The 24,055-nt window shown below is 65.4% G+C and carries 24 protein-coding genes; 2 read left to right on the top strand and 22 right to left on the bottom strand.

What is annotated here, in order from left to right:
* Positions 1-8: 8 nt before the first annotated feature.
* From gloA to folK, 20 genes are all read right to left on the bottom strand, one after another.
* Positions 9-398, bottom strand: coding sequence for a lactoylglutathione lyase (gloA, locus tag LDL28_RS12760; RefSeq protein WP_233058886.1), 390 nt, complete (start codon positions 396-398; stop codon positions 9-11).
* Positions 399-414: 16 nt separating this feature from the next.
* Positions 415-1,278: an LpxI family protein gene (locus LDL28_RS12755; RefSeq protein WP_233058885.1), complete on the bottom strand. Its 864-nt coding sequence runs from the start codon at positions 1,276-1,278 to the stop codon at positions 415-417.
* Positions 1,268-2,119, bottom strand: a complete 852-nt coding sequence (gene lpxA / locus LDL28_RS12750) for an acyl-ACP--UDP-N-acetylglucosamine O-acyltransferase (RefSeq protein ID WP_233058883.1) — start codon at positions 2,117-2,119, stop codon at positions 1,268-1,270. The genes LDL28_RS12755 and lpxA overlap by 11 nt, the downstream gene beginning before the upstream one ends.
* A gap of 135 nt (positions 2,120-2,254) precedes the next feature.
* Positions 2,255-2,740 carry a 3-hydroxyacyl-ACP dehydratase FabZ gene (gene fabZ, locus LDL28_RS12745; RefSeq protein ID WP_025813369.1) on the bottom strand — a complete coding sequence of 162 codons (486 nt, stop codon included), beginning with the start codon at positions 2,738-2,740 and terminating at the stop codon, positions 2,255-2,257.
* A gap of 92 nt (positions 2,741-2,832) precedes the next feature.
* A complete protein-coding gene (lpxD, locus tag LDL28_RS12740) occupies positions 2,833-3,918 on the bottom strand; it encodes a UDP-3-O-(3-hydroxymyristoyl)glucosamine N-acyltransferase (RefSeq protein ID WP_233058882.1) in 1,086 nt (361 codons plus the stop codon).
* A 10-nt stretch (positions 3,919-3,928) separates the two neighbouring features.
* Positions 3,929-4,774 (bottom strand): OmpH family outer membrane protein, encoded by an 846-nt coding sequence (locus tag LDL28_RS12735; protein WP_233058880.1) that lies wholly within the window; start codon positions 4,772-4,774, stop codon positions 3,929-3,931.
* A 7-nt stretch (positions 4,775-4,781) separates the two neighbouring features.
* On the bottom strand, positions 4,782-7,196 hold the full coding sequence (gene bamA / locus LDL28_RS12730; protein ID WP_233059303.1) for an outer membrane protein assembly factor BamA: 2,415 nt from the start codon (positions 7,194-7,196) through the stop codon (positions 4,782-4,784).
* A 192-nt stretch (positions 7,197-7,388) separates the two neighbouring features.
* Positions 7,389-8,498, bottom strand: a complete 1,110-nt coding sequence (gene rseP, locus LDL28_RS12725) for an RIP metalloprotease RseP (RefSeq protein WP_233058879.1) — start codon at positions 8,496-8,498, stop codon at positions 7,389-7,391.
* A gap of 48 nt (positions 8,499-8,546) precedes the next feature.
* Positions 8,547-9,704 (bottom strand): 1-deoxy-D-xylulose-5-phosphate reductoisomerase, encoded by a 1,158-nt coding sequence (dxr, locus tag LDL28_RS12720; RefSeq protein WP_183479696.1) that lies wholly within the window; start codon positions 9,702-9,704, stop codon positions 8,547-8,549.
* A gap of 43 nt (positions 9,705-9,747) precedes the next feature.
* Complete coding sequence (locus LDL28_RS12715) at positions 9,748-10,602, bottom strand: phosphatidate cytidylyltransferase (protein WP_233058877.1); 855 nt, start codon at positions 10,600-10,602, stop codon at positions 9,748-9,750.
* A complete protein-coding gene (gene uppS / locus LDL28_RS12710) occupies positions 10,586-11,347 on the bottom strand; it encodes a polyprenyl diphosphate synthase (protein ID WP_370636340.1) in 762 nt (253 codons plus the stop codon). The genes LDL28_RS12715 and uppS overlap by 17 nt, the downstream gene beginning before the upstream one ends.
* 41 nt (positions 11,348-11,388) lie before the next feature.
* Entirely contained in the window at positions 11,389-11,955 is a 567-nt protein-coding gene (frr, locus tag LDL28_RS12705) for a ribosome recycling factor (protein WP_233058876.1), read from the bottom strand.
* Between the two features lie 70 nt (positions 11,956-12,025).
* The gene (pyrH, locus tag LDL28_RS12700; RefSeq protein ID WP_233058874.1) at positions 12,026-12,769 is read right to left on the bottom strand and encodes a UMP kinase; all 744 of its coding nucleotides are present in this window, start codon (positions 12,767-12,769) and stop codon (positions 12,026-12,028) included.
* 117 nt (positions 12,770-12,886) lie between these two features.
* Positions 12,887-13,801 (bottom strand): GTPase Era, encoded by a 915-nt coding sequence (era, locus tag LDL28_RS12695; RefSeq protein ID WP_233058873.1) that lies wholly within the window; start codon positions 13,799-13,801, stop codon positions 12,887-12,889.
* Complete coding sequence (rnc, locus tag LDL28_RS12690) at positions 13,798-14,574, bottom strand: ribonuclease III (RefSeq protein ID WP_233058871.1); 777 nt, start codon at positions 14,572-14,574, stop codon at positions 13,798-13,800. The genes era and rnc overlap by 4 nt, the downstream gene beginning before the upstream one ends.
* 2 nt (positions 14,575-14,576) lie before the next feature.
* Complete coding sequence (lepB, locus tag LDL28_RS12685) at positions 14,577-15,383, bottom strand: signal peptidase I (RefSeq protein ID WP_233058870.1); 807 nt, start codon at positions 15,381-15,383, stop codon at positions 14,577-14,579.
* A 124-nt stretch (positions 15,384-15,507) separates the two neighbouring features.
* Positions 15,508-15,921, bottom strand: coding sequence for a holo-ACP synthase (gene acpS, locus LDL28_RS12680; protein ID WP_233058869.1), 414 nt, complete (start codon positions 15,919-15,921; stop codon positions 15,508-15,510).
* Between the two features lie 3 nt (positions 15,922-15,924).
* A complete protein-coding gene (locus LDL28_RS12675; protein ID WP_233059301.1) occupies positions 15,925-18,225 on the bottom strand; it encodes a bifunctional (p)ppGpp synthetase/guanosine-3',5'-bis(diphosphate) 3'-pyrophosphohydrolase in 2,301 nt (766 codons plus the stop codon).
* Between the two features lie 60 nt (positions 18,226-18,285).
* Positions 18,286-18,678 carry a DNA-directed RNA polymerase subunit omega gene (rpoZ, locus tag LDL28_RS12670; protein ID WP_233058868.1) on the bottom strand — a complete coding sequence of 131 codons (393 nt, stop codon included), beginning with the start codon at positions 18,676-18,678 and terminating at the stop codon, positions 18,286-18,288.
* A gap of 81 nt (positions 18,679-18,759) precedes the next feature.
* Positions 18,760-19,299 carry a 2-amino-4-hydroxy-6-hydroxymethyldihydropteridine diphosphokinase gene (gene folK / locus LDL28_RS12665; protein ID WP_233058867.1) on the bottom strand — a complete coding sequence of 180 codons (540 nt, stop codon included), beginning with the start codon at positions 19,297-19,299 and terminating at the stop codon, positions 18,760-18,762.
* A gap of 192 nt (positions 19,300-19,491) precedes the next feature.
* On the opposite strand from folK, the gene LDL28_RS12660 reads away from it, so the two are divergent.
* On the top strand, positions 19,492-20,100 hold the full coding sequence (locus tag LDL28_RS12660; RefSeq protein WP_025814073.1) for an NYN domain-containing protein: 609 nt from the start codon (positions 19,492-19,494) through the stop codon (positions 20,098-20,100).
* A 50-nt stretch (positions 20,101-20,150) separates the two neighbouring features.
* Here LDL28_RS12660 and LDL28_RS12655 read toward each other — a convergent pair whose 3' ends face one another.
* Both LDL28_RS12655 and LDL28_RS12650 read right to left on the bottom strand, forming a co-directional pair.
* Positions 20,151-21,647, bottom strand: coding sequence for a malate:quinone oxidoreductase (locus tag LDL28_RS12655; protein ID WP_233058866.1), 1,497 nt, complete (start codon positions 21,645-21,647; stop codon positions 20,151-20,153).
* A 383-nt stretch (positions 21,648-22,030) separates the two neighbouring features.
* Positions 22,031-22,984: a bifunctional enoyl-CoA hydratase/phosphate acetyltransferase gene (locus tag LDL28_RS12650; RefSeq protein WP_233058865.1), complete on the bottom strand. Its 954-nt coding sequence runs from the start codon at positions 22,982-22,984 to the stop codon at positions 22,031-22,033.
* Between the two features lie 189 nt (positions 22,985-23,173).
* Between LDL28_RS12650 and LDL28_RS12645 the strand changes: the two genes are divergently transcribed.
* Complete coding sequence (locus LDL28_RS12645; RefSeq protein ID WP_233058864.1) at positions 23,174-24,055, top strand: NAD(P)-dependent oxidoreductase; 882 nt, start codon at positions 23,174-23,176, stop codon at positions 24,053-24,055.

Below are 24,055 nucleotides of genomic sequence, written 5' to 3'. Positions count from 1 at the left end.
CGCGGGCTTCAGCGTTTTTCGATCAGTTCGATCTTGTAGCCGTCCGGATCTTCCACAAAGGCGATGACGGTGGTACCGAACTTGACCGGCCCCGCCTCACGCGTGACCTTGCCGCCACCCGCGCGCACCTTTTCCACCAGGGCCGCGACATCGGGCACCCCCACCGCGAAATGACCGAATCCGGTGCCGACGTCATAGCCGTCATCCTGGCCCCAGTTATAGGTCAGTTCGATTTCGGCCTGACCGGCCGCGTTATCGCCATAACCGATGAAGACGAGGGTGTACTTCCCTTCCGGCACGTCCTTGCGGCGCAGTTCGTGCATGCCCAGCAGGCGGTAAAAGGCAAGGCTTGCATCAAGGTCGCGCACGCGCACCATCGTATGCAGGTAGGTTCCCATTTCTTACGTTCTCCCTTCAGGTTATTTTTTCACTCCCGCCGCCCACGCCCATCAGGAACAGTCCCGCCTCATCCGCCATGGCGATGCAGGCGTCGGGATCGGTCATGAGCGTCGCCCCGGCCTCAAGGGCGATGCCACGCAGCCCCGCCGCCATCGCGCCGGCAACGGTGCGTGGCCCGATGGTGGGCAGGTCGGCGCGTCGCTCCTGATCCGGCTTGGCCATCTTGACCAGAACACCACCGGGACGGTCAGGTTGCCGCAGGGCCGCGACACGTTCAAGCATCCGGTCGGTGCCTTCAAGCGCTTCGACCGCCAGCACGAGCCCGCCCTGCACCACGCAGCCCTGACCGATATCCAGCGCGCCAAGCTGGCGCACGACCTTCTGGCCAAGGGCGATGTCAGCATGGGCAACGTCATCCGGCGTGACCCGTCCCATCACGCCGTGACGCGCCACGGAACCCGCCAGATATTCATGCGCGCCCCGGATGGTGAAGCCTTCCTCCCCCAGTACCCGCACGATCGCGCCCAGAAGCCCGTCATCCCCCGCGAACAGCGCCTTGCCGATACGCGCCAGAATCCGTGCCCCCGTCGCATCGGGCCGCAGGTTGAGAAGTGAGGGCCGCCGTACCGGGCCGATCAGCACAAGATCTCGGCATCCATGCGCGTGCAGCGCGGACAGGATTTCACCTGCCGCGGCAAGCCGGATCATGCGGTGCGGCCAGGGGCCGATCACATCGGGTTCGGCAAAGCCCTGGAACCCGACAATGAAAACCCGCCCGCCTGCCCGCGCCACCGCCCGGGCGACCTGACCGGGCAGCGGGCCGCCACCGGCCAGGATACCCACACAGGCTGGCTCCGGGCGCGCCGGTTCAGGCGCCATCGCTCTCGATCATGTCCCCGCTCTGGACACGCACAAGGCCGCGATGGCTGGGAGCCGCAATGAAATCAAGGATCTCGACCACGCGGGCATCATCGGCATAGGTCTGGCGCACATGTTCCAGACGGTCCTGAAAGACCGCGCCGGTGGCATGCGCCACCTTGGGGTACAGCGCGCGGAAGGCCTGCCGCATGCGGCGCACCTCGTCAGGCTGGACGCCGTTGCGCCGCAGCCAGATCCAGTGCAGCCCCACCAGCCGCGCCCGGTTGCCCAGCACGCTGCCATAGGGAATCACGTCGGCCTCGACCCCGCATACGCCGCCCACCAGCGCCGCATGGCCAATACGCACGAACTGGTGCAGGGCGGCGGCCCCCATGATGCGCGCGTCATCGCCGATCACCACATGGCCCCCCATGACCACGTTGTTCACGATGATCACGCCCCGGCCCAGCGTACAGTCATGCGCCACGTGGGAATTGGCCATGATCAGGCAATCGCTACCGATGCGGGTCATGCCCGTGCCGGTGGCCGTGCCCCGATGGATGGTCACATGTTCGCGGATGGTGGTGCGCGCCCCGATGGTGCAGCCGGTCGGCTCGCCCCTGTATTTCAGATCCTGCGGCGCCATGCCCACGCTGGTGAAGGGAAAGCATACGACACCCTCGCCCAGCGTGGTGTGGCCGTCGACGACCACATGCGAGATCAGTTCGACATTATCCCCGATCACGACATCCGGCCCGACCGTGCACCACGGGCCGATACGGACCCCGCTGCCAATCCGGGCGCGACTGGACACGATGGATGACGGATGGATTTCAGGCGACTTCCCACGCCGTTCATCCATCTGGGTACCGTTAGGTGAACTTCCTGCCAGAATAGCCTCCCTCGCCGCAAGTAACCGTGGGCTACAGGCCCAGGGCCGGCAACCCGCCCCCTCCCCTTTGGGCAAGGCGACGGTCGCGGCCCGTTTCCCGCGGACTTACCCCATGATCATGGCGCTGAATGTCGCCTCGGCGACCGATACGCCATCAACCCGCGCCACGCCCTTGAACTTCCAGACATTGGCCCGGCTGCGTTCTTTTTCGACATGAATGCGCAACTGGTCGCCCGGCCCGACGGGACGGCGGAATTTCGCGCCGTCTATCGTCATGAAATAGACCAGCTTGCCTTCAAACGCCTGCCCCAGCGTCAGCACCACAAGGGTGGCCGCCGTCTGGGCCATGGCTTCGATGATCAGGACACCCGGCATGACTGGGCGCGCCGGAAAGTGGCCCTGGAAATGCGGTTCGTTCACCGTGACATTCTTGATGCCGACCGCCGACTGCCCCATCACGATATCGACCATGCGATCAATCAGCAGGAAGGGATAGCGATGGGGAATCGCCTCCATGATCCGCATGATGTCAATCGATGCCAGGGTCGCGGGTATTGCGTCCGCGGGCACTGCCTCTACTTCTTTATCCACGTCGTCCAACCACTTGTTCGGTCATGAGGGAACCCTGCCACCAGACGGAACAGGAACCTCCTACCGGTTGAATATCTGATAGCGACAGGCAATCAGGCTTTGTCAGCCTTTTCGCTACCTCCATCCTGCGTCGTTTTTTTGGCCATCCGACGCAGAAACGCCACGTTCCGGAAAAATTCCCGAAATGGCATTGCCGGACTGCCGATCACATCGGCCCCGGCCTCCACATCGGACATGACACCACATTGCGCCCCGATCCGGGCCTTGGCACCGATCCTGATATGTCCGATCAGCCCGGCCTGCGCCGCGACCGTCACGAAATCACCCAGTTCGGTCGAACCGGAAATACCAGCCTGGGACACAACGATACAACAGCGCCCCAGCCGCGCATTATGGCCAATCTGCACCAGATTGTCGAGGCGTGAGCCAGCGCCGATCACCGTATCACGGATCGAGCCACGATCCACCGTGGAATTGGCCCCGATCTCGACCCCGTCTTCCAGAATGACGCGGCCAAGCTGGGGCACGCTCTCGAATCCTTCCGGTGTCACGGCGAAGCCGAACCCCTCCTGCCCGATCCGCGCACCGGGCAGGAGCGTCACGCGCTCGCCCAGCAGGGCGTGGGATATGGCCACATGCGCGCCGATACGGCAGCGCGCGCCAATTTCCACGCCCGCGCCGATGGTGACATGCGACCCGATATCCACGCCCGCGCCAATACGCACCCGCTCACCCAGCACCGTAAAGGGACCGATGGCGGCGGTCGGGTCGATCTCGCACTCCACCCCCACCACCGCCGTGGGGTGGATGCCCGGCCGCACCGGCGGCGGCGGGTAGAACAGGGTGGCGACGCGCGCCCACGCCAGATAGGGCGTGCGCGACACGAGAACCGCCGCGTGGCCCGGCACCTTGTCGGCAAAGGCGGGGGCGACGATCACCGCGCCCGCGCCCGTTCCCTCAAGCAGGGGCAGGTAGCGCCGGTTATCAAGGAAACTGACCTGATCGCGCGTGGCGGACTGAAGCGGCGCGATGCCCGTAAACCTGCGGTCAGCGCCCGCGCCATCCGCCGCCGCGCGCAGGTCGGCCCCGCTGCACTGCGCCAGGGCCTCCAGCCCGAAGGGTCCGTGCGTTACGAAAAACCGCGAATCGCCCGGTACGTTATCCGGCGTCACTGTCATCAAACAGACCTTAATGCTTGGCGGGCGCGGCCGGGGCGGGGGTGCCGGCATCGGCCGTGGTGGGCATGGTGCCCGATTTGGCCAGGACCTCGGGGTCCACATCTGCGGCGGGGATAAACACCGTGGGCAGCACCGCGTTGAGCTGGCTGGCCACCTGCTGCGTGATATCGAGGCTTTCCTGGCTCAGGGCGACCTGCTCACGGTGCAGCACGAGGTTCATGCCATGGCTGGCCGCAACCTGCCGGATGATCTGGACCAGTTCACGCTCGATCTGCCCCAGCGAGACCTGCGCCGCTTCCTGAATGATGCGGTTGCGGTTGCGGAAATCCTTCTGCGCCGCGATCACGCGTTCCTGCAGCTTGCGCTCGCTTGCCTGGATCTGGTCGGACGACATGGTGCGCGCCTGACCCTGCAGCTTCTGCTGCTCGTCACGCCACCCGGCCTGTTCCTTCTGCGCATCGCGCGCCAGGTCGTCGCGCCGGGCGCCGAGTACCCGCTCGGCCTGCTGCGCCGCGGAGGACAGGCGCATCACGTCCGGCACGCTGATCACGCCGATGATGGGCGCCGGCGGCGGCGCGCTCTTGGCCACGTCCGGCGTCTTGGGCACGGGCGGCAGGGGCAGGATCGGCGGATTCTGCGACTGCGCTTCCTCGCTGTCGGCCGTGGGGGCCGGCAACGGCACGGGGGCCGCGGCCTGGGGGGCATGCGCGGCGGGGGGCTGGGTTGCCTTGGGCACGAACCAGCCAGCGTTTCCTCCCCCCGCTGCACCCTGGGCGCGCGCGCCCGGTACGACCAGAGTTCCCCACCCGAGCAGAGCGGTTGCGGCAAGCAGACGGATGCCGGATTTACGCAACATTATCACCTCAGAATTGTTGGCCGAAGCCAAAGCGGAGCAACTGTGTCCTGTCATGTTCCTGACGGACCAGCGGAACGCCCAGATCGATATTCACGAGCCCGAACGGACTTTTCCACGCAATGCCGACACCGGTCGAGACGCGTGGCGTGAGTGTATCACCATAGACAGGAGTATATTTGGGCCAGTCTTTCATGGATGTATAGCGGTTACGCACGCGCAGGCCGTCCAGACCGCCCATATCCACGAAATAACGCCCGCTCAGCCCCATGGCGGAAGCAAACGGGATGGGGAAATGCACCGTGGCCGAAGCGGTATAGAGGAACCGGCCACCCAGGAAATCTTCCTGCGAGTGCATGGGGTTCCCGTCGCGCGCGGGAATGGCCATGCTTCGCGGCCCGACGCCACCATCCATGAACCCGCGCAGCGTGGTGCCGCCAAGGTAGAAGTTATCGATGATATCACTGCGGCCACCGCCCCAGTTCATGATATCACCCACGCCGCCCCGCATTTCCACCGTCCAGTCATGATTGCCCATGATGCTGTCGAGCGGGACGTAATAGGCGGCGTCCACCTTGCCACGCAGGTACCGCTCATTCCCCCCGATACCGGCGAGATCACCCCCCACACGCACCACGAACCCCTTGTGCGGCTGCTGGCGGCGGTCACGCGTATCGTATGTGAGGGTGGTGCTGAGCTGCGACAGCAGGGACCAGCCCGCCTGATCCAGAACGTAATAGGATGAATCCGACCATGTATCACCCACGTTACGATCGGTCAGCGTATAGCTCCACGATTGCGACAGGTGGTTGTTATAGGAATACCCCATGCGCAGCGTGATGCCGTACCGCCCTTCCGAATAGCTCTGGTAGGTCATGTAACGGTTCTGGATGCCGAAAATATCCACGCCCGCCACAAGGTTGCGGTTGAGGAAGTAGGGATCGGTCAGCGAGATGTCGGCCTGGTCTTCATAATACGCGGCGGTGCCGGTAAAGCCCGCGTCGATGCCGGTGCCCAGCAGGTTATGCTGCTTGAGGCCCAGATTGCCCAGCACGCCGGCATCGGTCGAATACCCGCCGCCCAGCGAGAACTCGCCCGTCGGCTTTTCCACCACGTCGGCCGAGATGTTGACCTTGTCCGGCGCGGAGCCGGGGGTCTGGTCGATCGCGACGGTCTTGAAGAACCCCAGATCCTCCAGGATCATCTTGGAATACTTGCGGTCGAGCGGCGTGTACGGGTCGCCTTCGGCCATGGGCAACTGGCGGCGGATCACCTTGTCCTGCGTGATCGTGTTGCCGTTGATGTCAATGCGCTCGACATACATGCGCGGGCCTTCGCTTATGTCGAACAGAAGGTTGACCGTGCGCTTTTCCGGGTTGCGGGCGATTTCGGGGTGGACCATGGCAAAGGGATAGCCCTTGCCCTGCAGCATCTCCTGCATGTTGGTGGCGTTATGCTCGATCGCGCTGCCATCGTACCACTGGTTGTGGAACAGGGTGATGTATTTGCGCATGGATTCCGCGGTGACATGGCGCAGGGAGGAACGCACATCCATCTTGTTCAGGCGGTAACGCGGCCCCTCTTCCATCGTATAGGTGATGTAGAAGGACTTGCGGTCGGGGGAGAGTTCGCCCGTGGCGTTCTTGATCTGGAAATCGACAAACCCGTTCTTCAGGTAGAAACGGTGCAGCAGCTCGGCGTCGTATTTGATCCGCTCGGGGCTGTACTGGTCGCTGGAGGCGAAGAAGCGGTACCATGCCGTCTCCTTCGATGAGACGATGCCCGACAGCCGCGCGCTGCTGAAGGCGTGGTTCCCGACGAAGGTGACTTTCTTGATCAGGGTCTTCTGCGCTTCGTTGATATGGAAGATCACGTCCACGCGGTTATGCGCGAGCCGGATGATCTGCGGCGTGACGGTGGCGGCGTAACGCGCCTTTTCCGCATAGACGGCCAGGATCTTCTGCCGGTCGGCCGAGATGCCCTGCGGGGAATAGACCGCGCGCGGGCGCAGCGAGATGACCTTGGTCAGGTCCTCGTCCTTGGCGGAATGGTTCCCTTCGAACACGATGCGGTTGACGATGGGGTTTTCAACCACATGCACTTCCAGCACGTTACCCACGCGCTTGAGCGTCACGTCATGGAACAGGCCCGTGGCGTAAAGGGTCTTGAGCGAACGGTCGAGCAGATCCTGATTGAAGCGGTCACCGGGCTGGACGACCATGTAGGACAGGATGGTGCTGGTCTCGATCCGGCTGTTGCCCTTGATGTCCACGGCCTCGATCGGGTCTTCGAGCGGCGGCGGCTTGATGGCCTCGACCTCCGGCGCCTGCTGTTCCGCATCGCCTGGCGCCATGTCCCCGCTGAATGGTGTGTTCTGTGCCGCTTCATCCTGTGCGTAGGCACTGGCTGTCCAGAACAGCGGCACAACGCAGACAGACGCAAGCAGCGCTGAACGTTTACTCGACAAAATCGCTATTCCTCACCATTCGGCATGCGGATCAGCCATGCATTAAGACCGGATGGAGGGCCGGCTCCCTTCCTGTCATGTATCAGCCTTCGTGGCGGACCTATCCGATATCCGCCGCAATGTGCAAGTAATTGTGTCACGCGGGGTACCTTAGCCCTGTCCCGCGCGCGAGGCGAGCCACTGAAACAGCCCGAAATGTGACAGATCGTTAAATGTCGAGAACAGGAACAGCCCGGCAACAAGCGCGAAACCGGCCTGGAAGCTGACTTCCTGCACGCGGCGCGAAACCGGCCGCCCCAGAATGGCCTCGAATATGTAAAATACCAGCCGCCCGCCATCCAGAATCGGCACCGGGAACAGGTTGATCAGTCCAAGGTTGATCGAGAGCAGGGCCATGAACGAGACAAGGCTGGACAGGCCGTACTGCGCCACCTGCCCCGACATCTGGGCAATGCGCAGCGGACCGCCGAGATCCTTCGTGCTGTGCTGGCCGGAAATCATCTGCCACAGCCCGTCCAGCGTCTGGACCGAGACATGCCACGTCTCCTTCACCGCCGAGACGAAAGCCTGCGGCAGCGGCTGCGGCTTGCCCATTTCAGCGGCGAAGGAAACGCCGATCTGCCCATGCGGGGCCGCGCCCTTTTCCGCCACGCTGCCGATATGGACCGGCAGCGTCGTGTCTGCCCCATTGCGGTGAACCGTAAGCGTGGTCTCGGCCCCCGCCTGCCCGCTGACGAAGGACTGGAGATCGGCCACGTCACGCACCACATGCGCACCGACACGGATGATCTCGTCCCCCTTTTCCACCCCCGCGCTGGCGGCGGCGCTGCCGGGCAGCACCTGCGCCACCTGGTTGAGGACACGCGGCTGCCCCGCCATGGCGAACAGCCCGGTGAACAGGACAATGGCAAGGAGGAAGTTGAAGACCGGCCCCGCCACGATCACGATCGCACGCGAGAGGACCGGCTTGTCATGGAACGTGCGCCCCGGCTGCCAGGCGGCTTTCTGTTCCTCGGTCGCGTCGTCCGGGCCTTCGAATCCGTGGGGACGGACATAGCCGCCCAGCGGTACGGGGCACAGGCGCCATTCCGTTCCCACGCTGTCATGCCAGCGCAGGAGCGGACGGCCGAAACCGATCGAGAACACCTCGACATGCACCCCACGCCAGCGTGCGGCAAGGTAGTGACCAAGCTCGTGAATGAAAACCAGAACCCCCAGAACCAGGGAAAAGGCCAGAACAGTCCGGATCAGATCATGCATGGTCGCTACGCTATCTCCCGATGGCCCGAAAGACCATCCAGAATCATATCAGGCCGCGCGCGCAACCGTGCGAAGGCGGGCGACACGACGGGCCTCATGGTCCCAGTGCAGCACTTCCTCCAGCGTGTCGGCCCGCTGCGCGCCCAGTGATTGCATCACATCCTCGACAATACGCGCAATATCCAGGAACCCGATTTCGCGCTTGAGGAAGGCCTCCACCGCGATTTCATTGGCGCCCGACAGGATGGCGGGCGCGGCCCCGCCCGCGCGCAGGGATTCGCGCGCAAGACGCAGCGCGGGGAAGCGGACCTCATCGGGCGCCTCGAAATCGAGACGCGCCAGCGCCGCCAGATCCAGGCGCGGCGAATTGGTGGGCATGCGCGCGGGCCACGCCAGCGTGTGGGCGATGGGGATCCGCATATCGGCCGATCCAAGCTGGGCCACGATGGAGCCATCGGTGTACTGCACCATGCCATGCACCACGGATTGCGGATGCACGACCACGCCCAGTTTGTCCTCGGTCACGTTGAACAGGCGCGCGGCCTCGATCAGTTCCAGCCCCTTGTTGAACATGGTGGCGGAATCGATGGTGATCTTGGCCCCCATGGTCCATGTGGGGTGCTTGAGCGCGGCTTCCAGGGGGGCCTTTTCCATTTCTTCCAGCGTGGCGCGGCGGAACGGGCCGCCGGACGCGGTCAGGATGATCTGTTCGACCTCGCTGGCCTGCTTGTCCGCCATCGACTGGAAAACCGCGTTATGCTCGGAATCGACAGGCAGCAGTGTCGCGCCCGCATCCGCCACCGCCTTGAGCATGACATCGCCCGCGCAGACCAGCGCCTCCTTGTTGGCCAGCGCCACGGATTTCCCGTTACGCACCGCCGCCAGCGTCGGCTCCAGCCCGGTGGCGCCGGTAATGGCCGCCATGGTCCAGTCCACCGGCAGCGCCGCCGCCGCGATCACGGCCGCGCGGCCACCGGCGGTTTCCACACCGCTGCCCGCCAGCAGGGTTTCCAGTTCGGGCAGCAGCTTCTCATCGGCAATGACCGCGCGCCGCGCGCCCAGCGCCCGCGCCTGCTCGGCCAAGCGGGTCACGTTGCGTCCCCCCACCAGCGCCACGGTGCGAAACTGCTCAGGCGCCTGCAGCAGCAGGTCCACGGTGGAACAGCCGATGCTGCCCGTACAGCCCAGAACGGAAACTGTCTTCATTATAACGTCATTCCCCCAAACATCTCATGGCCGGGCCATGGCTTCAGTGCAGCCCCACATACCAGAAAGCAGCCCGGCCGACTGCCCATAAAGACAGCAATGCCGCCATGGGGGCCGCGACCAGCAGGCCATCGAAACGGTCCAGCAGGCCACCATGGCCGGGCAGGATGGCACCCGAATCCTTCACGCCACGCGCACGCTTCAGCGCGCTTTCCGCGAGATCCCCAATCTGGGCGGCGATGGCCACAAGCCCGCCGAACATCGCCCCCCGCCACAACGCCCCCGGTCGGGCGCCGGGCATGAAATGGGCGATCGCCATGCCGACCAGCACGGCGCTCAGCAGCCCCCCCATGGAACCGGACCACGTCTTGGCAGGCGAAATGCGCGGCGCGAGCTTGGGGCCGCCAAAAACACGCCCCGCCATATAGGCCCCCGTATCACTCATCGCCACGCAGGCGACCAGGAACAGGACCACCCCGGCGCCGGGATCGGTCATGTAGCGCAGCCATAGTAGCGACAGCCCGGCGCAGCCTATCGCCACCTGACCCGCCCACAGCGCCGGACCCAGCACGCCCGCCGCCACCATGAGCAGCAGCGCGCCACCCCAGTGCCCCGCCACCGCCGCGATACCCATGCACGCCGCCCATGCCAGGCAGATCTTCCCGCGCCGCGTCTCCAGCCCGAAGCCGAACATCCGTGCCCACTCGCTGGCCATGCCGGCCATGACCAGCACGATCAGCCCGCCATAGACCAGACCGCCCGCCCATACGCACAGCCCGGCCAGCGGCACCAGCACCGCGGCCGAAAGCACACGGGCGCGCAGGTCTTTCCAGTTGCCGGATTTAACGGGCGCGCCACCAGACGGGGCAGTTCCCTTCCCTTCAGCCTGGCCTTGCACCGAATCGCCTTTCACGCCGGGAATAGATCGCCAGCACGGTATCGAAATGCGTCTCGTCAAAATCCGGCCACGGTGTTTCCAGAAACACCAGCTCGGCATAGGCCGACTGCCACAGCAGGAAATTGGACAGGCGGCATTCCCCGCTCGTGCGCACGATCAGGTCGGGGTCCGGCATGCCCGCGGTCTGTAACGCGCCGGCGAAAACCGTCTCATCAATGTCGCTGGCGGCAAGTTCGCCCCGTGTCACGGCCTGCGCCATGCGGATGGCGGCCTGCACGATGTCGGCCCGCCCGCCATAGGACAGCGCCAGCACCAGCACCAGCCTGCCATTGGCCGCCGTCACGCGTTCGGCGCGGCGGGCTTCTTCCTGAATATCGACGGGAAAACGGGTCAGGTCGCCAATCACCCGCAGCCGCACCCCTTCGCGCGACAGTTCGGCCACCTTGTGCCGCAGGTAATACCGCAGCAGGCCGGTCAGGTCCGCGACCTCACCCGGCGCGCGCCGCCAGTTCTCCGATGAAAAGGCATAAAGCGTGAGCCATTTCACGCCCCGCTTCACGGCGGCGCGTACGGTGCGCTGCACCGCCTCGCCCCCGGCGCGGTGCCCCGCCAGCAGCGGCAGCCCGCGCAGGTTGGCCCAGCGCCCGTTGCCATCCATGATGATGGCGACATGCTCCGGCAGGCACACGCCGCCCGCAACGCGATGATCCGACCCGGACAAGCCCTGATCCCCCTCCTCAGTCATGCACGGGGAGAAGCGGAGTGAATGCGGCGCTCACAGACCGATCAGACCTGCTTGATCTCGCGTTCTTTTTCAGCCAGCAGTTCGTCAACGCGCTTGACGTACTGGTCCGTCAGCTTCTGGATCGCATCGGACCAGACCTTGACGTCATCTTCGCTGATTTCGCTGTTCTTTTCCAGCTTGCGGGTCTGGTCCATGCCATCACGGCGCACGCCACGCACGGCGATCTTGCCATTTTCGGCATACTTCCCCGCCGCGCGCGCCAGTTCGTTACGCCGCTCCTCGGTCAACTGGGGAATGGGCACGCGCACCGTCTGGCCATCGGCCGCCGGGTTGAGCCCCAGGCCCGCATCACGGATGGCGCGTTCGACCGCACCCACCAGCGTGCGGTCCCAGACCTGCACGGTCAGCATGCGCGCCTCGGGCACGGCGATGGAGCCGACCTGTGTCAGCGGCACCTCGCCCCCATAGGCTTCCACCCGCACCGGCTCAAGCAGCGCGGGGCTGGCGCGGCCGGAACGCAGGCCGGCAAAATCACGGCGCAGGCTTTCAATCGCGCCATCCATACGGCGGGTCATATCCGCCAGCAAACTCTTCTGATCGACAGACACCGTGGCCCTCCTCCTAATTTTCTATCCACCCGCCATGACGGCACAGGCGCCCGCAGGGATCCGCCCTGCTTCAGTCCGCCGCCACGATGGTGGTAAAACGACCCTCGCCGCGCATGACACGCGAGAAGGCATCGTGCTCATGAATATTGAATACGACTATGGGCAGCCGGTTTTCCCGCGCCAGGCTGATGGCCGCCGCATCCATGACGTTGAGATCATTGGCCAGGACATCGCGATAGGTCAGGGTATCGTAACGCAGGGCGGCGGGATCCTTGCGCGGATCGGCTGAATAGACGCCATCGACCTGCGTGCCCTTGAACAGGGCGTCACATTCCATTTCCGCAGCGCGCAGCGCCGCCCCCGTATCGGTCGTGAAGAACGGATTGCCCGTGCCGGCGGCGAAGATCACGACCCGGCCCTTTTCCATGTGCCTGACAGCGCGGCGGCGGATATACGGCTCGGCTATGGATGACATGTGAATGGCCGTCATGACCCGCGTGGGCACGCCATGCCGCTCCAGCGCGTTCTGCATGAGCAGCGCATTGATGACGGTGGCCAGCATGCCGGCGTAATCGCCCTGCGCGCGGTCCATGCCACGGGCCGCCGCCGCCATGCCGCGAAAGATGTTGCCGCCACCGATGACCAGACACACCTCGACCCCGGTGCTGGCCACGGCCGCCACATCGGCGGCGATGGCGTCGACCGTCGCCGGATCGACCCCGTACGACCCGCTTCCCATCAGCGCCTCCCCCGACACCTTCAGGAGGACGCGCTTGTAGGAGGCAGCGGACTGGGGTTTGGCGGGCTGGGTCATTGGTCCTCGGAACAGGTCAGGCAAACGGGGCTAGGAACGGGCAGGCCACCCGGCCATGCCCTGTCATATAGAGGGATGCCCCCCCCCACAAGCCGATGATGCCCCTCTTTTAAGGATTCAGGATGCGTCGTCCAGCCCGATGGCGCGCAGGCGGGCGCGCTCCTCGTCCCATCCGGCGCGTTCCTTGACGTTGAGGAAAAGGTGGCATGTCCGGCCCAGCAGGCGACCGAGTTCACGCCGCGCCTTTTCGCCTATCGCGCGAATCCGGCTGCCGCGCTCACCGATCAGGATAGCCTTGTGCGAGGCCCGCGCCACATAGATGGTCACATCGATGCGAACCGAGCCATCGGGCCGTTCCGCGAAGCCTTCCGTCTCGGCTGTCGCGGCGTAGGGCACTTCCTCATGCGTCTGGAGGAATATCTGCTCACGCACCAGCTCGGCCGCCAGCAGGCGGTCGGGCAGGTCGGTCAGGTCATCCTCGGGATAAAGGTAGGGCCCCACCGGCAGTTCCGCCGCCAGACGGTCCAGCAGGTCATCCACGCCCTCGCCCGAGCGCGCGCTGACCATGAACACATGCTCGACCGGCAGGATGGCCGACAGTTCGGCCGTCAGGGGCAGCAGCGCGTCGCGGCGCACCAGATCCGTCTTGTTCAGCACCAGCCACAGCCTGCGCTTCTGCTCCGCCAGCCGCGTGGCGATGGCGCGCAGCGCCTCGGTCATGCCCGCGCGGGCATCCACGATCAGCAGCGTGATGTCCGCATCTTCCGACCCGGTCCACGCGGCCGCGACCATGGCGCGGTCCAGCTTGCGCCGGGGCTGGAAGATGCCCGGCGTATCCACCAGCAGCATCTGCGCCTGCCCGCGCATGAGAATGCCCAGCACCCGGAAGCGCGTGGTCTGCGCCTTGGGGCTGACGATGGACAGCTTGGTGCCCGCCATGCGGTTGAGCAGCGTGGACTTGCCCGCGTTGGGCGCCCCCACGATGGCCACGAAACCGCAGCGTGTCGTCCTGTCCTGATCCAGACCAGTCATTGTCCGTGCCCTTTACGGTCGGGGGTAGAGGCGTCCTGCCGTTCCGCGCCAAGCTGGCGCAGCAGGTCGGATGCGGCGTCACTTTCAGCGGCGCGCTTGCTTCCGGCCACGCCCTGCCCGGTTTTTCCCTGTACGTCCACCGCTATGACGAAACGCGGCGCATGCGATGGGCCATCGGATGAGATAACGCGGTACTGCGGCAGCGCCAGCCCCCGCGCCAGCACCCATTCCTGCAACGCGGTCTTGGGGTCCTTGGGCGGATGGGCCTGCGCCACGATGGAGTCATTCCACATCCTGCGCACGAAGCCGCGCGCGGGCTCCAGCCCGCCATCAAGATAGATGGCCCCCAGAATCGCCTCCACCGCGTCGGCCAGCACGTTGGCCGTCTGCCGCACCCCGGCCCGCGCCTCATGCTCGGCCACGTCGAGCGCCGCATGCAGGTCCATCACCTGCGCGATCCGGGCCAGAACCGTGCGCGAGACGAGATGGGCGTGGCGGGGGCCAAGCGCGCCCTCCTGCTCATGGGGGAAGCGTTCGAGCAGCCATTCCGCCATGAGCAGGCCCAGCACGCGGTCGCCGATGAATTCCAGCCGCTCGTTGGAGCCGGCGCCACGCTTCGCCACGCTCTGGCGCGTACGGCGCCCGCCATTGCGTTCATGCGCGGCGGAGCGGTGCGTCAGGGCCTGCAGCAGCAGGGCGGGCTGGACGAAGTGATAGTCCAGACAGGCTTCCAGCCGCCGGATTTCGGTGGCCGGAACACGCGCGGCCTCCATGGTCAGTGAACCCCCATGAACAGGCGGTTCCACCTGATTTCGGCCGGCCAGTACCAGAACTGCCAGAACGGGTGCATGCCATCGACGGACATGAAGATCCATTTGGCCTGCCCCACCAGGTTTTCCATGGGCACGAAGCCAAGATCCTGCGGTTCATCCCCCATGAAGCGGCTGTCGGCGCTGTCATCACGGTTGTCGCCCATGGCGAAGAAGTAACCCGGCGGCACGACATATTCGGGCGTGTCGTTCTTGCCGCCCTCATCGGTCAGTTTGAGGATATCGTGCGCGACCGGCCCGCGCCCGTCACTGCCGGGCAGGATCTCGCGGTAGCGGTCCCCCTCCATATGCGTGCGGTGCTCGTCTATCGCCACGTATTCGCCCTCCGGCTGACGCGGCGCTTCCTGCCCGTTTATGTAAAGATGGCCTTCGCGCATCTGGATATGGTCACCGGGCAGGCCGACGATGCGCTTGATATAGTCGATCGACGTATCCTTGGTGAAGCGGAAGACCGCCACGTCGCCACGGTGGGGCGCATGGTCGAAGATCCGCCCCTGGAACAGGTTGGGCGAGCCGGGCAGCGCGAAACGGGAATAGCCATAGCTGTACTTGGCCACCCACACGTAATCCCCCACCTGTAATGTCGGGATCATGGAGCCCGACGGGATATTGAACGGCTCGAACAGCACGGTGCGCACGCTCACGGCCAGCAGGCCCGCGATGACAATGGTGCGCAGCAGTTCAACCAGCCCGCCCTCCCGGCGTGACGGGGCGGTTCGCGGCGGGGAGGAAAGGGTCTTGTTATCGTCCATGGGCATAATTGTTCTTTAATCCGGATCTGGTATCGACCGGACAGCGACCGCCGGACGAATAACGTGCGGATCAAGCCCACGCGCCACCTGCCTGTCAAGCATTGCCCGCACGGGGGCAGTGCGATCAGGCCGCGCCAGCTTTTTCCGCCATGATCATGACCTGCGCGAAGGCATAGGGGTGCTCGTCCGTCATGGTCAGGAAAATCCGCGTGTCAAACCCTGCCGGCCGCAGCGTTTCCAGCCGCGCCAGCGCCCCGCCCGAAAGCGTCATGACCGGCTGGCCACCGGGCAGGTTCTCAACCCCCATGTCGTGGTGGTACACGCCCTGGGCAAAGCCCGTGCCCAGCGCCTTGGCGCAGGCTTCCTTCGCCGCCCAGCGCTTGGCATAGGTGCCAAGCCGGGCAAGGCCCTGCCTGCGCTCGGCCGCCGCCTGCTCGCGCGCGGTGAACACGCGCCGCACGAAGCGCGGGCCATGGCGCAGCAGCACCGCCTCGATCCGCCTGACATCGCACAGGTCGGAGCCCATGCCGATCAGCATGGCCTAGCCCCTTGCCCGTTCGACCTGCACCACGCCCTTGGCGGCGCGCAGCCCCACCATGATGGCGGTCAGGTGCCGCAGGTCGCGCACCTCGATATCCGCGAGGATTTCCATGAATTCGAGCTGGCGATTGACGATGCGCAGGTTGACCATCACCCCTTCATGCTTGGCGGCGATATTGGTCAGCGTGGCCAGCATGGCCGGTTCATTGGCCGTGACCACGCTCAGCCGGCCGGTATGGTGGCCGGTGGCATTGCGGGCGATCAGGTCGTAATCCCAATCGAGATCCATGAACCGCTCGGGCGTGGCGGCAAAGGTTTCCAGCGTCTGGCACCCCTGCGCATGCACCGTGATCCCCTTGCCGGTCGAGACGATGCCCACGATCCGGTCGCCGGGCAGCGGGTGGCAGCACCCGGCGAAATGGACCGCCATGCCCGCGCCCACCCCGGCCAGCGCCATACCCGCCGCGGCGGGCCTGCTGCGGCGCAGCGCGCCCCCGCCGGGGCCACCGCCAATGGGCGCGCGCATGGACAGGCCGGGCACCATGCGCGGCGCACGCGGCGCACGGCGCAGTTCGGGATAGGCAAGCTGCACGACCTCCCGCGCGGACTGGTTGCCATTTCCCACCGCCACGTACAGGTCGGCCACCGATTGCAGGCGCAGATCCTTGAGCAGGCTGTCCAGCACCTTTTCCGAACCGTCCACCCCTTCCTGCCGGAACGCCTTGGCCAGCGCCACGCGGCCACTTTCCAGATGGGCCTCGCGCTGTTGCAGGGCGACATGGCGGCGGATACGCGCCCGCGCCTTGCCGGTGACGACAAACCGCTCCCACGATGGCGAGGGCGTGCCCCCGCGCGCGGTCATGATCTCGACCTGATCGCCATTCTGCAATTCGTGGCGCAGCGGCATGAGGCGGCCATTGATGCGCGCACCCACGCAGGTATCGCCCACCTGGCTATGCACGGCGTAGGCGAAATCGACCGGGGTCGCGCCACGCGGCAGGGAGATCAGCTGCCCCTTGGGCGTGAAACAGAAAACCTGGTCCTGGTAGAGTTCGAGCTTCGTATTCTCAAGGAACTCGTCCGGGGCCGCGGAATCTTCCAGAATATCCAGCAGGTCCTGCACCCAGCGCAGGCCCGAGATGACGCCCTTCGTTTCACCGCCGCCCGCGGCATCGGGCAACTGCTTGTACAGCCAGTGCGAGGCGACGCCATTTTCCGCCACGTCATGCATTTCCGCCGTGCGGATCTGCACCTCGATCTTCTGGTTGCGCGGGTGGCGCAGCGTCACCCCGGTATGCAGGCTCTGGTAGCCGTTGGCCTTGGGGGTGGAGATATAGTCCTTGAACCGCCCGGCAATGACCGGATAGGCGGCATGGACCGCGCCGAGCGCGATGTAACATGCCTCCCGCGAGGGAACGATGATGCGGAAGGCCATGATGTCGGAAAGCTGCTCGAACGCCACGTTGCGCCGCTGCATCTTTTCCCAGATGGAATAGGGCGTCTTCTCGCGCCCCGTCACATCCACGCCTTCCAGCCCGGCTTCGGCGCACAGGGCCAGAAGCTCGCGGCGGATTTCCTCGATCACGTCCGCGCCCTGCCCGCGCAGGTAGTTGAGACGGGCGCGGATGGTCGCCATCGCCTCCGGCTCGAGCGCCGCGAAGGACAGGTTCTGGAGTTCGCCCTTTACCTTGTCCATGCCGATACGGCCGGCAAGGGGGGCGTAGATTTCCATGGTTTCGCGCGCGATGCGCTGCCTGCGGTCCAGACGCTGGACATAATGCAGCGTGCGCATGTTGTGCAGGCGGTCCGCCAGCTTGACCAGCAGCACGCGGATGTCGCGCGACATGGCCAGCACGAGCTTGCGGAAATTCTCGGCCTGCTTGGTGCGGTCGGACTGGAGCTCCAGCCGCGTCAGCTTGGTGACGCCATCGACCAGGTCGGCAACCGTATCCCCGAACTGCTGGCGCAGTTCCTGCTGGGTTACACCCGTATCCTCGATCGTGTCATGCAGCAGGGCCGTGATGATGGACGCGATATCGAGATGGAAGCCCGCCAGTATGTTGGCGACGGCCAGCGGGTGGATGATGTAGGGGTCGCCATTGTCACGCAACTGCCCGGCATGGGCCGTCTGCGCCACGGCGAAGGCGCGGCGGATCAGATCCGCATCGGCCGCGGGATCATACGCGTGGATGCGGCGGATCAGCCCTTCGCACGTGATGGTGCGCTCACCGTCCCCCCTGCGGGCGGGCAGGGCCAGCGCGCCATCCCCTTCAGCCACTCCGCCCGCGACGGGCGCGGGCATGGAGGAAGATGTCGTTTCCGATCCGACCGGGTCAGTCACCTTCCACCCTTTCGTCAGATGTTACCGGCCGCGTCCGCTCAGGGCCGCCTCGACCGAGGCTTCGAGTTCCTCGGCGGACATGCCGCCGGAATTGCGGGCCTCTTCTTCCGCCGAGACATCCTGCAGGCCAAAGATGTTCTGCTCGGTCGGGATCAGGTCGACCACTTCCTCATCGGCGGGCTCGGGCTCGGGCGCGCGGGCCAGCGAGCGGACGAGGTCGCTGCGGATCTGGTCCAGACCCACGGTCTGGTCGGCGATCTCGCGCAGGGCGACAACGGGGTTCTTGTCGTTGTCGCGGTCAATCGTCATTTCCTCGCCACGCGACAGGGCGCGTGCGCGCTGGGCCGCCAGCAGCACCAGTTCAAAACGATTGGGAACCCGCTCAACGCAGTCCTCGACAGTGACGCGTGCCATCAGGCCTGAACTCCGGTTAGTAATTGGTTATGTAGATCAGAATTTACCTTAATACCCCCACGCCCGTCCCGATGCAAGGCTTCAGTCCGTATCCTCGGCCCGCCTGCGGGTGATCTCCTGCCCCGCCACCCCCGGCAGCAGGGCGTCGAGCGGGCGCCCGGTTACGGGGTCGCGCCAGTCGGGCATGACATCGCGCAGCGGCAGCAGCACGAAGGCCCGCTGCGTCGCGCGCGGATGCGGCACGACGGGATCGGGGCTGGCGCGGACCAGATCCCCCATGGCGATGATGTCCAGGTCGAGCGGGCGGGCGGCGTTGGCCACCGTGCGCCTGCGCCCGGCCGCGGCCTCGATCCGGTGCAGTCGCGCCAGCAGCCATGCCGGATCCACCCGCCCGGACAGCCGCACCACCCCGTTGACATAGGGCGGCTGGCCCGATGGGGGCACCGGCGCGCTTTCATACCAGTCGGATACTGCTATAATGGACAGGCTATCGATCCGCGCGAGCTGGTCCACGGCCCACAGGCACGTCTCGGCCGCAGTTTCACCACTTTCGCGTGGCAGATTGGCTCCGACCGCAATCAGGATATCAGCGCGCGAAGAAGCGGATTGCAGCATTGTCATATGAAATCTGTATTCCGGACGGTTATGGTCGGGTAGTAATCCACTGGTTAGGAAACTTCTGGTAGGATACCGGCTTCATACATCATGAAACAGCGTTACCCGACAACTTTCACTTCAATGCAAAATACATACCAGACAGAATTTAACGCGACCGTGGCGTATCCACTTTCTTGTTTCAGGGACAGATCATAAATGTTTTTTCAACCTCAGGAGCGGCTCTGCCTTTTTATAGATGGCACAAGCCTGTATTCCGCTTCCCGCAATCTTGGATTTGAGGTCGATTATCGCAAACTGCTGCAGTTCTTCCGTTCGAAATCAAACGTATTGCGGGCCTATTACTATTCCGCCGTGCTGGATACCGAGGAGTATTCCCCCCTCAAACCGCTAACGGACTGGCTTGTCTATAACGGCTACACGCTTGTGACCAAGAGCGCGCGCGAGTTCATCGACAACAATGGCCGCCGCCGCGTGCGGGGCAACATGGATGTGGAACTGGCGGTGGACATGATGGAAATGGCCTCCCATATCGACCACGCCGTGCTGTTCAGCGGGGATTCGGATTTCCGCCGCCTGCTGGAATCCGTGCAGCGCCAGGGCGTGCGCACCACGGTGGTCGGGTCCATCAAGACCTCGCCCCCGCTCATTGGCGATGAACTGCGCCGACAGGCCGACCAGTTCATTGAACTGGCCGACATCGCAACGCATTTCATGCGCCGCCAGATCGAGAACCGCCCGCCCCGCACGACCGCCCCGCCTGTCCGCCACCCGGCCGACCAGATGAGCGAGCACGACGAGGACTGACGAATGGAGCGTACCCGCCCGGCCCCGCAAGGCCGGGCGGGGCCGTTCCCTCAGCCTTCCAGTTGCAGGATCGTGCGGGTGCGCTCACGCACCTGCGCGCACAGTTCGGGATCCTGCGCCAGCTTGACGCCATAGGACGGCACGATCTCGCGCAGGCGTCCCGCCCATTGCGGCAGGCGACCGCCAAAGCAGCGCTGCAGCACCGTCAGCATGATGGGGGCGGCGGTGGAGGCGCCAGGCGATGCGCCCAGCAGGGCCGCGATAGACCCGCCCGCCCCGGTCACGACCTCCGTGCCGAACTGGAGCACCCCACCCCGGGTCGGGTCTTTCTTGATCACCTGCACGCGCTGGCCCGCGGTAATGAGTTCCCAGTCCTCCTTGCGCGCGGAGGGAACGAAATCCTGCAACGCCTTGATCCGGTCATCGGCGGACTGGAGCACCTGCTGGATCAGGTAGCGGGTCAGCGGCCAGTTGTCGCGCGCCACCGCCAGCATCGCCCCGATATTATCCATGCGAATCGAACGCGGCAGGTCCAGCCATGATCCCTGCTTGAGGAACTTGGTGGAGAACCCGGCATATGGCCCGAACAGCAGGCCACGCTGCCCGTCGATCACGCGCGTATCCAGGTGCGGCACCGACATCGGCGGCGCACCGACCGAGGCCTTGCCGTACACCTTGGCATGGTGGCGCGCCACGATATCGGGGTTGGTGCAGCGCAGGAACTGCCCGCTGACGGGAAAGCCGCCAATGCCGCGCGCTTCGGGGATGCCGCTTTTCTGCAGCAGCGGCAGCGCGCCGCCGCCCGCGCCGATAAACACGAATTTCGCGCGCACCTTGCGCTCGGCCCCGCCATGCATGGCGCGCACCGACACGTCCCATTCGTTGCTTCCGGCGGGCTTGAGGTCTTCCACCTCATGGCCGAGATGGAGTTCAAAGCCCGGCCTGCTTTTCAGGATGCCGATGAGGCGGCGCGTCAGCGCGCCGAAATTCACATCCGTGCCCGCCGGGTGCCACGTGGCGGCAAGCGGCTCGCCCGGCTTGCGGTCGTGCATGACCAGCGGCATCCACTGGCGCAACTGCCCTTCATCGGTCGAGAACGACATGCCCGAGAACAGGGGATGTTCCTGCAGCGCGGTGTGGCGCCTGCGCAGGAAATCCGTGTTCTCCGCCCCCCACACGAAGCTCATGTGCGGGATGGGGTTGAGAAAATCCCGTGGCGAGGTGATCTGCCCCGATTCCACCAGATAGGACCAGAACTGGCGCGAAACCTGAAAGGCCTCGTTCACGTTCACGGCCTTGGAAATGTCCACGTTCCCGTCCGGGCGCAGCGGCGTGTAGTTCAGTTCACACAGGGCGGAATGGCCGGTGCCCGCGTTGTTCCAGCCATTGGAACTTTCCAGGGCCACGTCATCCAGCCGCCCGAACAGGGCGATGGACAGGTTGGGCTCAAGCTGGCGCAGCAGCACGCCCAGCGTGGCGCTCATAACGCCGCCGCCAATCAGGACAACATCGTAGGTGGAAACGGCGGATGAGGGATTCGAGGTCATGACATTCTCCGGCTCGGCATTGGAAACCCGCTGCGTGACTGTTCATCGACTGGACCGGGCAGCCCACCCGGCGGCACGGGAAGGCCCGGCCTGATTGCACGTTCATATCTGGCGCCGGCATATCTGGCGCCTGCGGCATCCGGCGCCGGCCCGGGGCGGACCCGCGCCCGGACGACCGGACTCACTTCGCTATCAGCCCTTCCTTGCCATCATGTGCGCTAAGGCGGGGCATCATCTCTGCGCGAGGAACACGAACCCGCCCGCGCCGCGCCACCGCACACGGCATGCGCACCAGCCTGCCGCCGCCCGGAAATACCCTGACCGGGCGGGCGAGACCATGGGACGCGCGGATCGTTATCTGTTTCATGCATTATACATATGCATCATCCACATTGGTCCATGCGCGCCGCCGGGTTCGCCCCGTAGCCCTGGCGGATCATCACCGCCGCGACCAGGCAGGACAGCACCCGCACCGGCACCGGGTCGGCCCGGCTGGTCAGGATGACGGGCACGCGCATGCCCATGACAATGCCGGCCGCCTGCGCCTGCCCGATGAAGGTCATCTGCTTGGCCAGGATGTTGCCTGCCTCCAGGTCGGGCGCGACCAGAATATCCGCCAGCCCCGCCACGGGGGAAACCACGCCCTTGCAGCGCGCGGCCTCGGGGCTGATGGCGTTGTCGAACGCCAGCGGACCATCCACGACACCGCCGGTGATCTGCCCGCGTTCGGCCATCTTGCACAGAACCGCCGCGTCCAGCGTGGACGGGAGCGCCGGATTGACCATTTCCACGGCCGAGAGCAGCGCGACCCGTGGCTGGGGCAGGCCAAGCATGTGCCCGAGGTCGATGCTGTTCTGGACGATATCGCGCCGGGCCTCGATTTCCGGGGCGATGTTCACCGCGCCATCGGTAACCAGCAGCACGCGCGGGGCCTGCGGCGCGTCGATCACGTAAACATGGCTCATGCGGCGGGTGGTGCGCAGCCCGCCTTCATGGTGGCCGAGTTCATGCAGGAAGATGCGGGAATGGAGCGAGCCTTTCATCAACGCCGCCACCTTTCCGTCATGGGCCATCCGCACGCCCTGGCGGGCCGCGTCCTCCGCCGTGGGCACATCGGCGAAAAGGCACCCCGAAAGGTCGATTCCGGCTGTCGCGGCCATAGGGCGCATATGGGCCGCCGGGCCGATCAGCGTGGGCACGGCCATGCCCTGCGCGGCAATCCGGGCCGCGGCCTGAAGGGCGGGTACGCTGCATGGATAGACTACCCCCAGCGCCATGGGGGGCTGGCGGGCAAGGGTTTTTGCAAGATCGTCGAAAAAACGCAGGGACCGCATCATGTCTTTATCTTTTTTCCCGTTACGAACAGGCCGTCAGCCCCTGATGCCACAGGACCATGCCCCTTCCCGCCATCATCTTTATGCGAGGGGCGGCCCCCGCGTGGTGTCCGGGCGTGACCTCATGCATGCTGGCCGCCGCCCCTGGCGCGGGCCGGACGGCCCGCGCGCCACATGCCAAGGAGAATATGCATGTCCACCACTCCCCTGCCCCTGATCGGTTTTGTCGGATTCGGCGCCATGGCCTCGCGCATGGGCGCCAATCTGGTCAAGGCAGGCTACCGGATCGCCGCCTATACGCCATCGGGCAAGGGCGGGGATGGCAGCACGCGGTTCGTCGCCTCGCCCCACGCACTGGCGCAGGAAGTCGATATCCTCATCGCCTGCGTGCCTGATGACGAAGCGCTGGGCGCGTCCCTGCACGGGGCGCAGGGCGCGCTTGCGGGGCTGAAAGCGGGCAGCATGCTGATCAATACCAGCACCGTCGCCCCCGAAACGACCGAGGCGCTGGCCACGCAATGCAAGGCGCGCGGCATCACCCTGATCGACGCGCCGGTCGCAGGCAGCACGCCGGAGGCGGAATCGGGCAACCTGATCGTCCTGGCCGGGGGCTCGCCGGAGGATATCAGCCATGCACAGCCCCTATTCGACGCCATCGGCCGCCTGACCATCCATGCGGGCCCGATTGGCAGCGGCGCGAAGCTTAAGCTGGTCATCAACGGCATCATGGGGGCTACGCTCGCCGTGGTGGCGGAAGGCGTGACCTACGGGCTGGCGGCGGGACTTGACCGCACCATGCTGTTCGACGCGCTGGATGAGGTGCCCGTGATCTCACCGCACCACAAACGCAAGCTCAAGGCCGCGAAAACGGGAGATTTCAGCCCGCAGTTCCCCGCACGCCTCATGCAGAAGGACATGCGCCTGCTCATGACCGACGCCGCGCGCCAGACCGCGCCGCTTCCCGCCATGGCCGCCGCGACACAGGGCCTGTCGCTCACGCGCCGCCGCCACCCCGATCAGGATTATTCCGCCCTGTTCGCGGTCATGGAAAGCCTGGTGGCCAATACGCCCTGA

It is taken from the genome of Komagataeibacter sp. FNDCR2 (assembly GCF_021295395.1).
Lineage (GTDB): Bacteria > Pseudomonadota > Alphaproteobacteria > Acetobacterales > Acetobacteraceae > Komagataeibacter.
This window is presented reverse-complemented; position numbering and strand designations above follow the sequence as displayed.

Bases quoted from the DNA above. Each gene is read 5' to 3' on its own strand.
- gloA (WP_233058886.1), bottom strand. From the start codon at position 398: ATGGGAACCTACCTGCATACGATGGTGCGCGTGCGCGACCTTGATGCA.
- LDL28_RS12755 (WP_233058885.1), bottom strand. From the start codon at position 1,278: ATGGCGCCTGAACCGGCGCGCCCGGAGCCAGCCTGTGTGGGTATCCTG.
- lpxA (WP_233058883.1), bottom strand. From the start codon at position 2,119: ATGGATGAACGGCGTGGGAAGTCGCCTGAAATCCATCCGTCATCCATC.
- lpxD (WP_233058882.1), bottom strand. From the start codon at position 3,918: ATGACAGTGACGCCGGATAACGTACCGGGCGATTCGCGGTTTTTCGTA.
- LDL28_RS12735 (WP_233058880.1), bottom strand. From the start codon at position 4,774: ATGTTGCGTAAATCCGGCATCCGTCTGCTTGCCGCAACCGCTCTGCTC.
- rseP (WP_233058879.1), bottom strand. From the start codon at position 8,498: ATGCATGATCTGATCCGGACTGTTCTGGCCTTTTCCCTGGTTCTGGGG.
- dxr (WP_183479696.1), bottom strand. From the start codon at position 9,704: ATGAAGACAGTTTCCGTTCTGGGCTGTACGGGCAGCATCGGCTGTTCC.
- uppS (WP_370636340.1), bottom strand. From the start codon at position 11,347: ATGACTGAGGAGGGGGATCAGGGCTTGTCCGGGTCGGATCATCGCGTT.
- pyrH (WP_233058874.1), bottom strand. From the start codon at position 12,769: ATGACCCAGCCCGCCAAACCCCAGTCCGCTGCCTCCTACAAGCGCGTC.
- era (WP_233058873.1), bottom strand. From the start codon at position 13,801: ATGACTGGTCTGGATCAGGACAGGACGACACGCTGCGGTTTCGTGGCC.
- rnc (WP_233058871.1), bottom strand. From the start codon at position 14,574: ATGGAGGCCGCGCGTGTTCCGGCCACCGAAATCCGGCGGCTGGAAGCC.
- lepB (WP_233058870.1), bottom strand. From the start codon at position 15,383: ATGGACGATAACAAGACCCTTTCCTCCCCGCCGCGAACCGCCCCGTCA.
- acpS (WP_233058869.1), bottom strand. From the start codon at position 15,921: ATGCTGATCGGCATGGGCTCCGACCTGTGCGATGTCAGGCGGATCGAG.
- LDL28_RS12675 (WP_233059301.1), bottom strand. From the start codon at position 18,225: ATGCCCGCGCCCGTCGCGGGCGGAGTGGCTGAAGGGGATGGCGCGCTG.
- rpoZ (WP_233058868.1), bottom strand. From the start codon at position 18,678: ATGGCACGCGTCACTGTCGAGGACTGCGTTGAGCGGGTTCCCAATCGT.
- folK (WP_233058867.1), bottom strand. From the start codon at position 19,299: ATGACAATGCTGCAATCCGCTTCTTCGCGCGCTGATATCCTGATTGCG.
- LDL28_RS12660 (WP_025814073.1), top strand. From the start codon at position 19,492: ATGTTTTTTCAACCTCAGGAGCGGCTCTGCCTTTTTATAGATGGCACA.
- LDL28_RS12655 (WP_233058866.1), bottom strand. From the start codon at position 21,647: ATGACCTCGAATCCCTCATCCGCCGTTTCCACCTACGATGTTGTCCTG.
- LDL28_RS12650 (WP_233058865.1), bottom strand. From the start codon at position 22,984: ATGATGCGGTCCCTGCGTTTTTTCGACGATCTTGCAAAAACCCTTGCC.
- LDL28_RS12645 (WP_233058864.1), top strand. From the start codon at position 23,174: ATGTCCACCACTCCCCTGCCCCTGATCGGTTTTGTCGGATTCGGCGCC.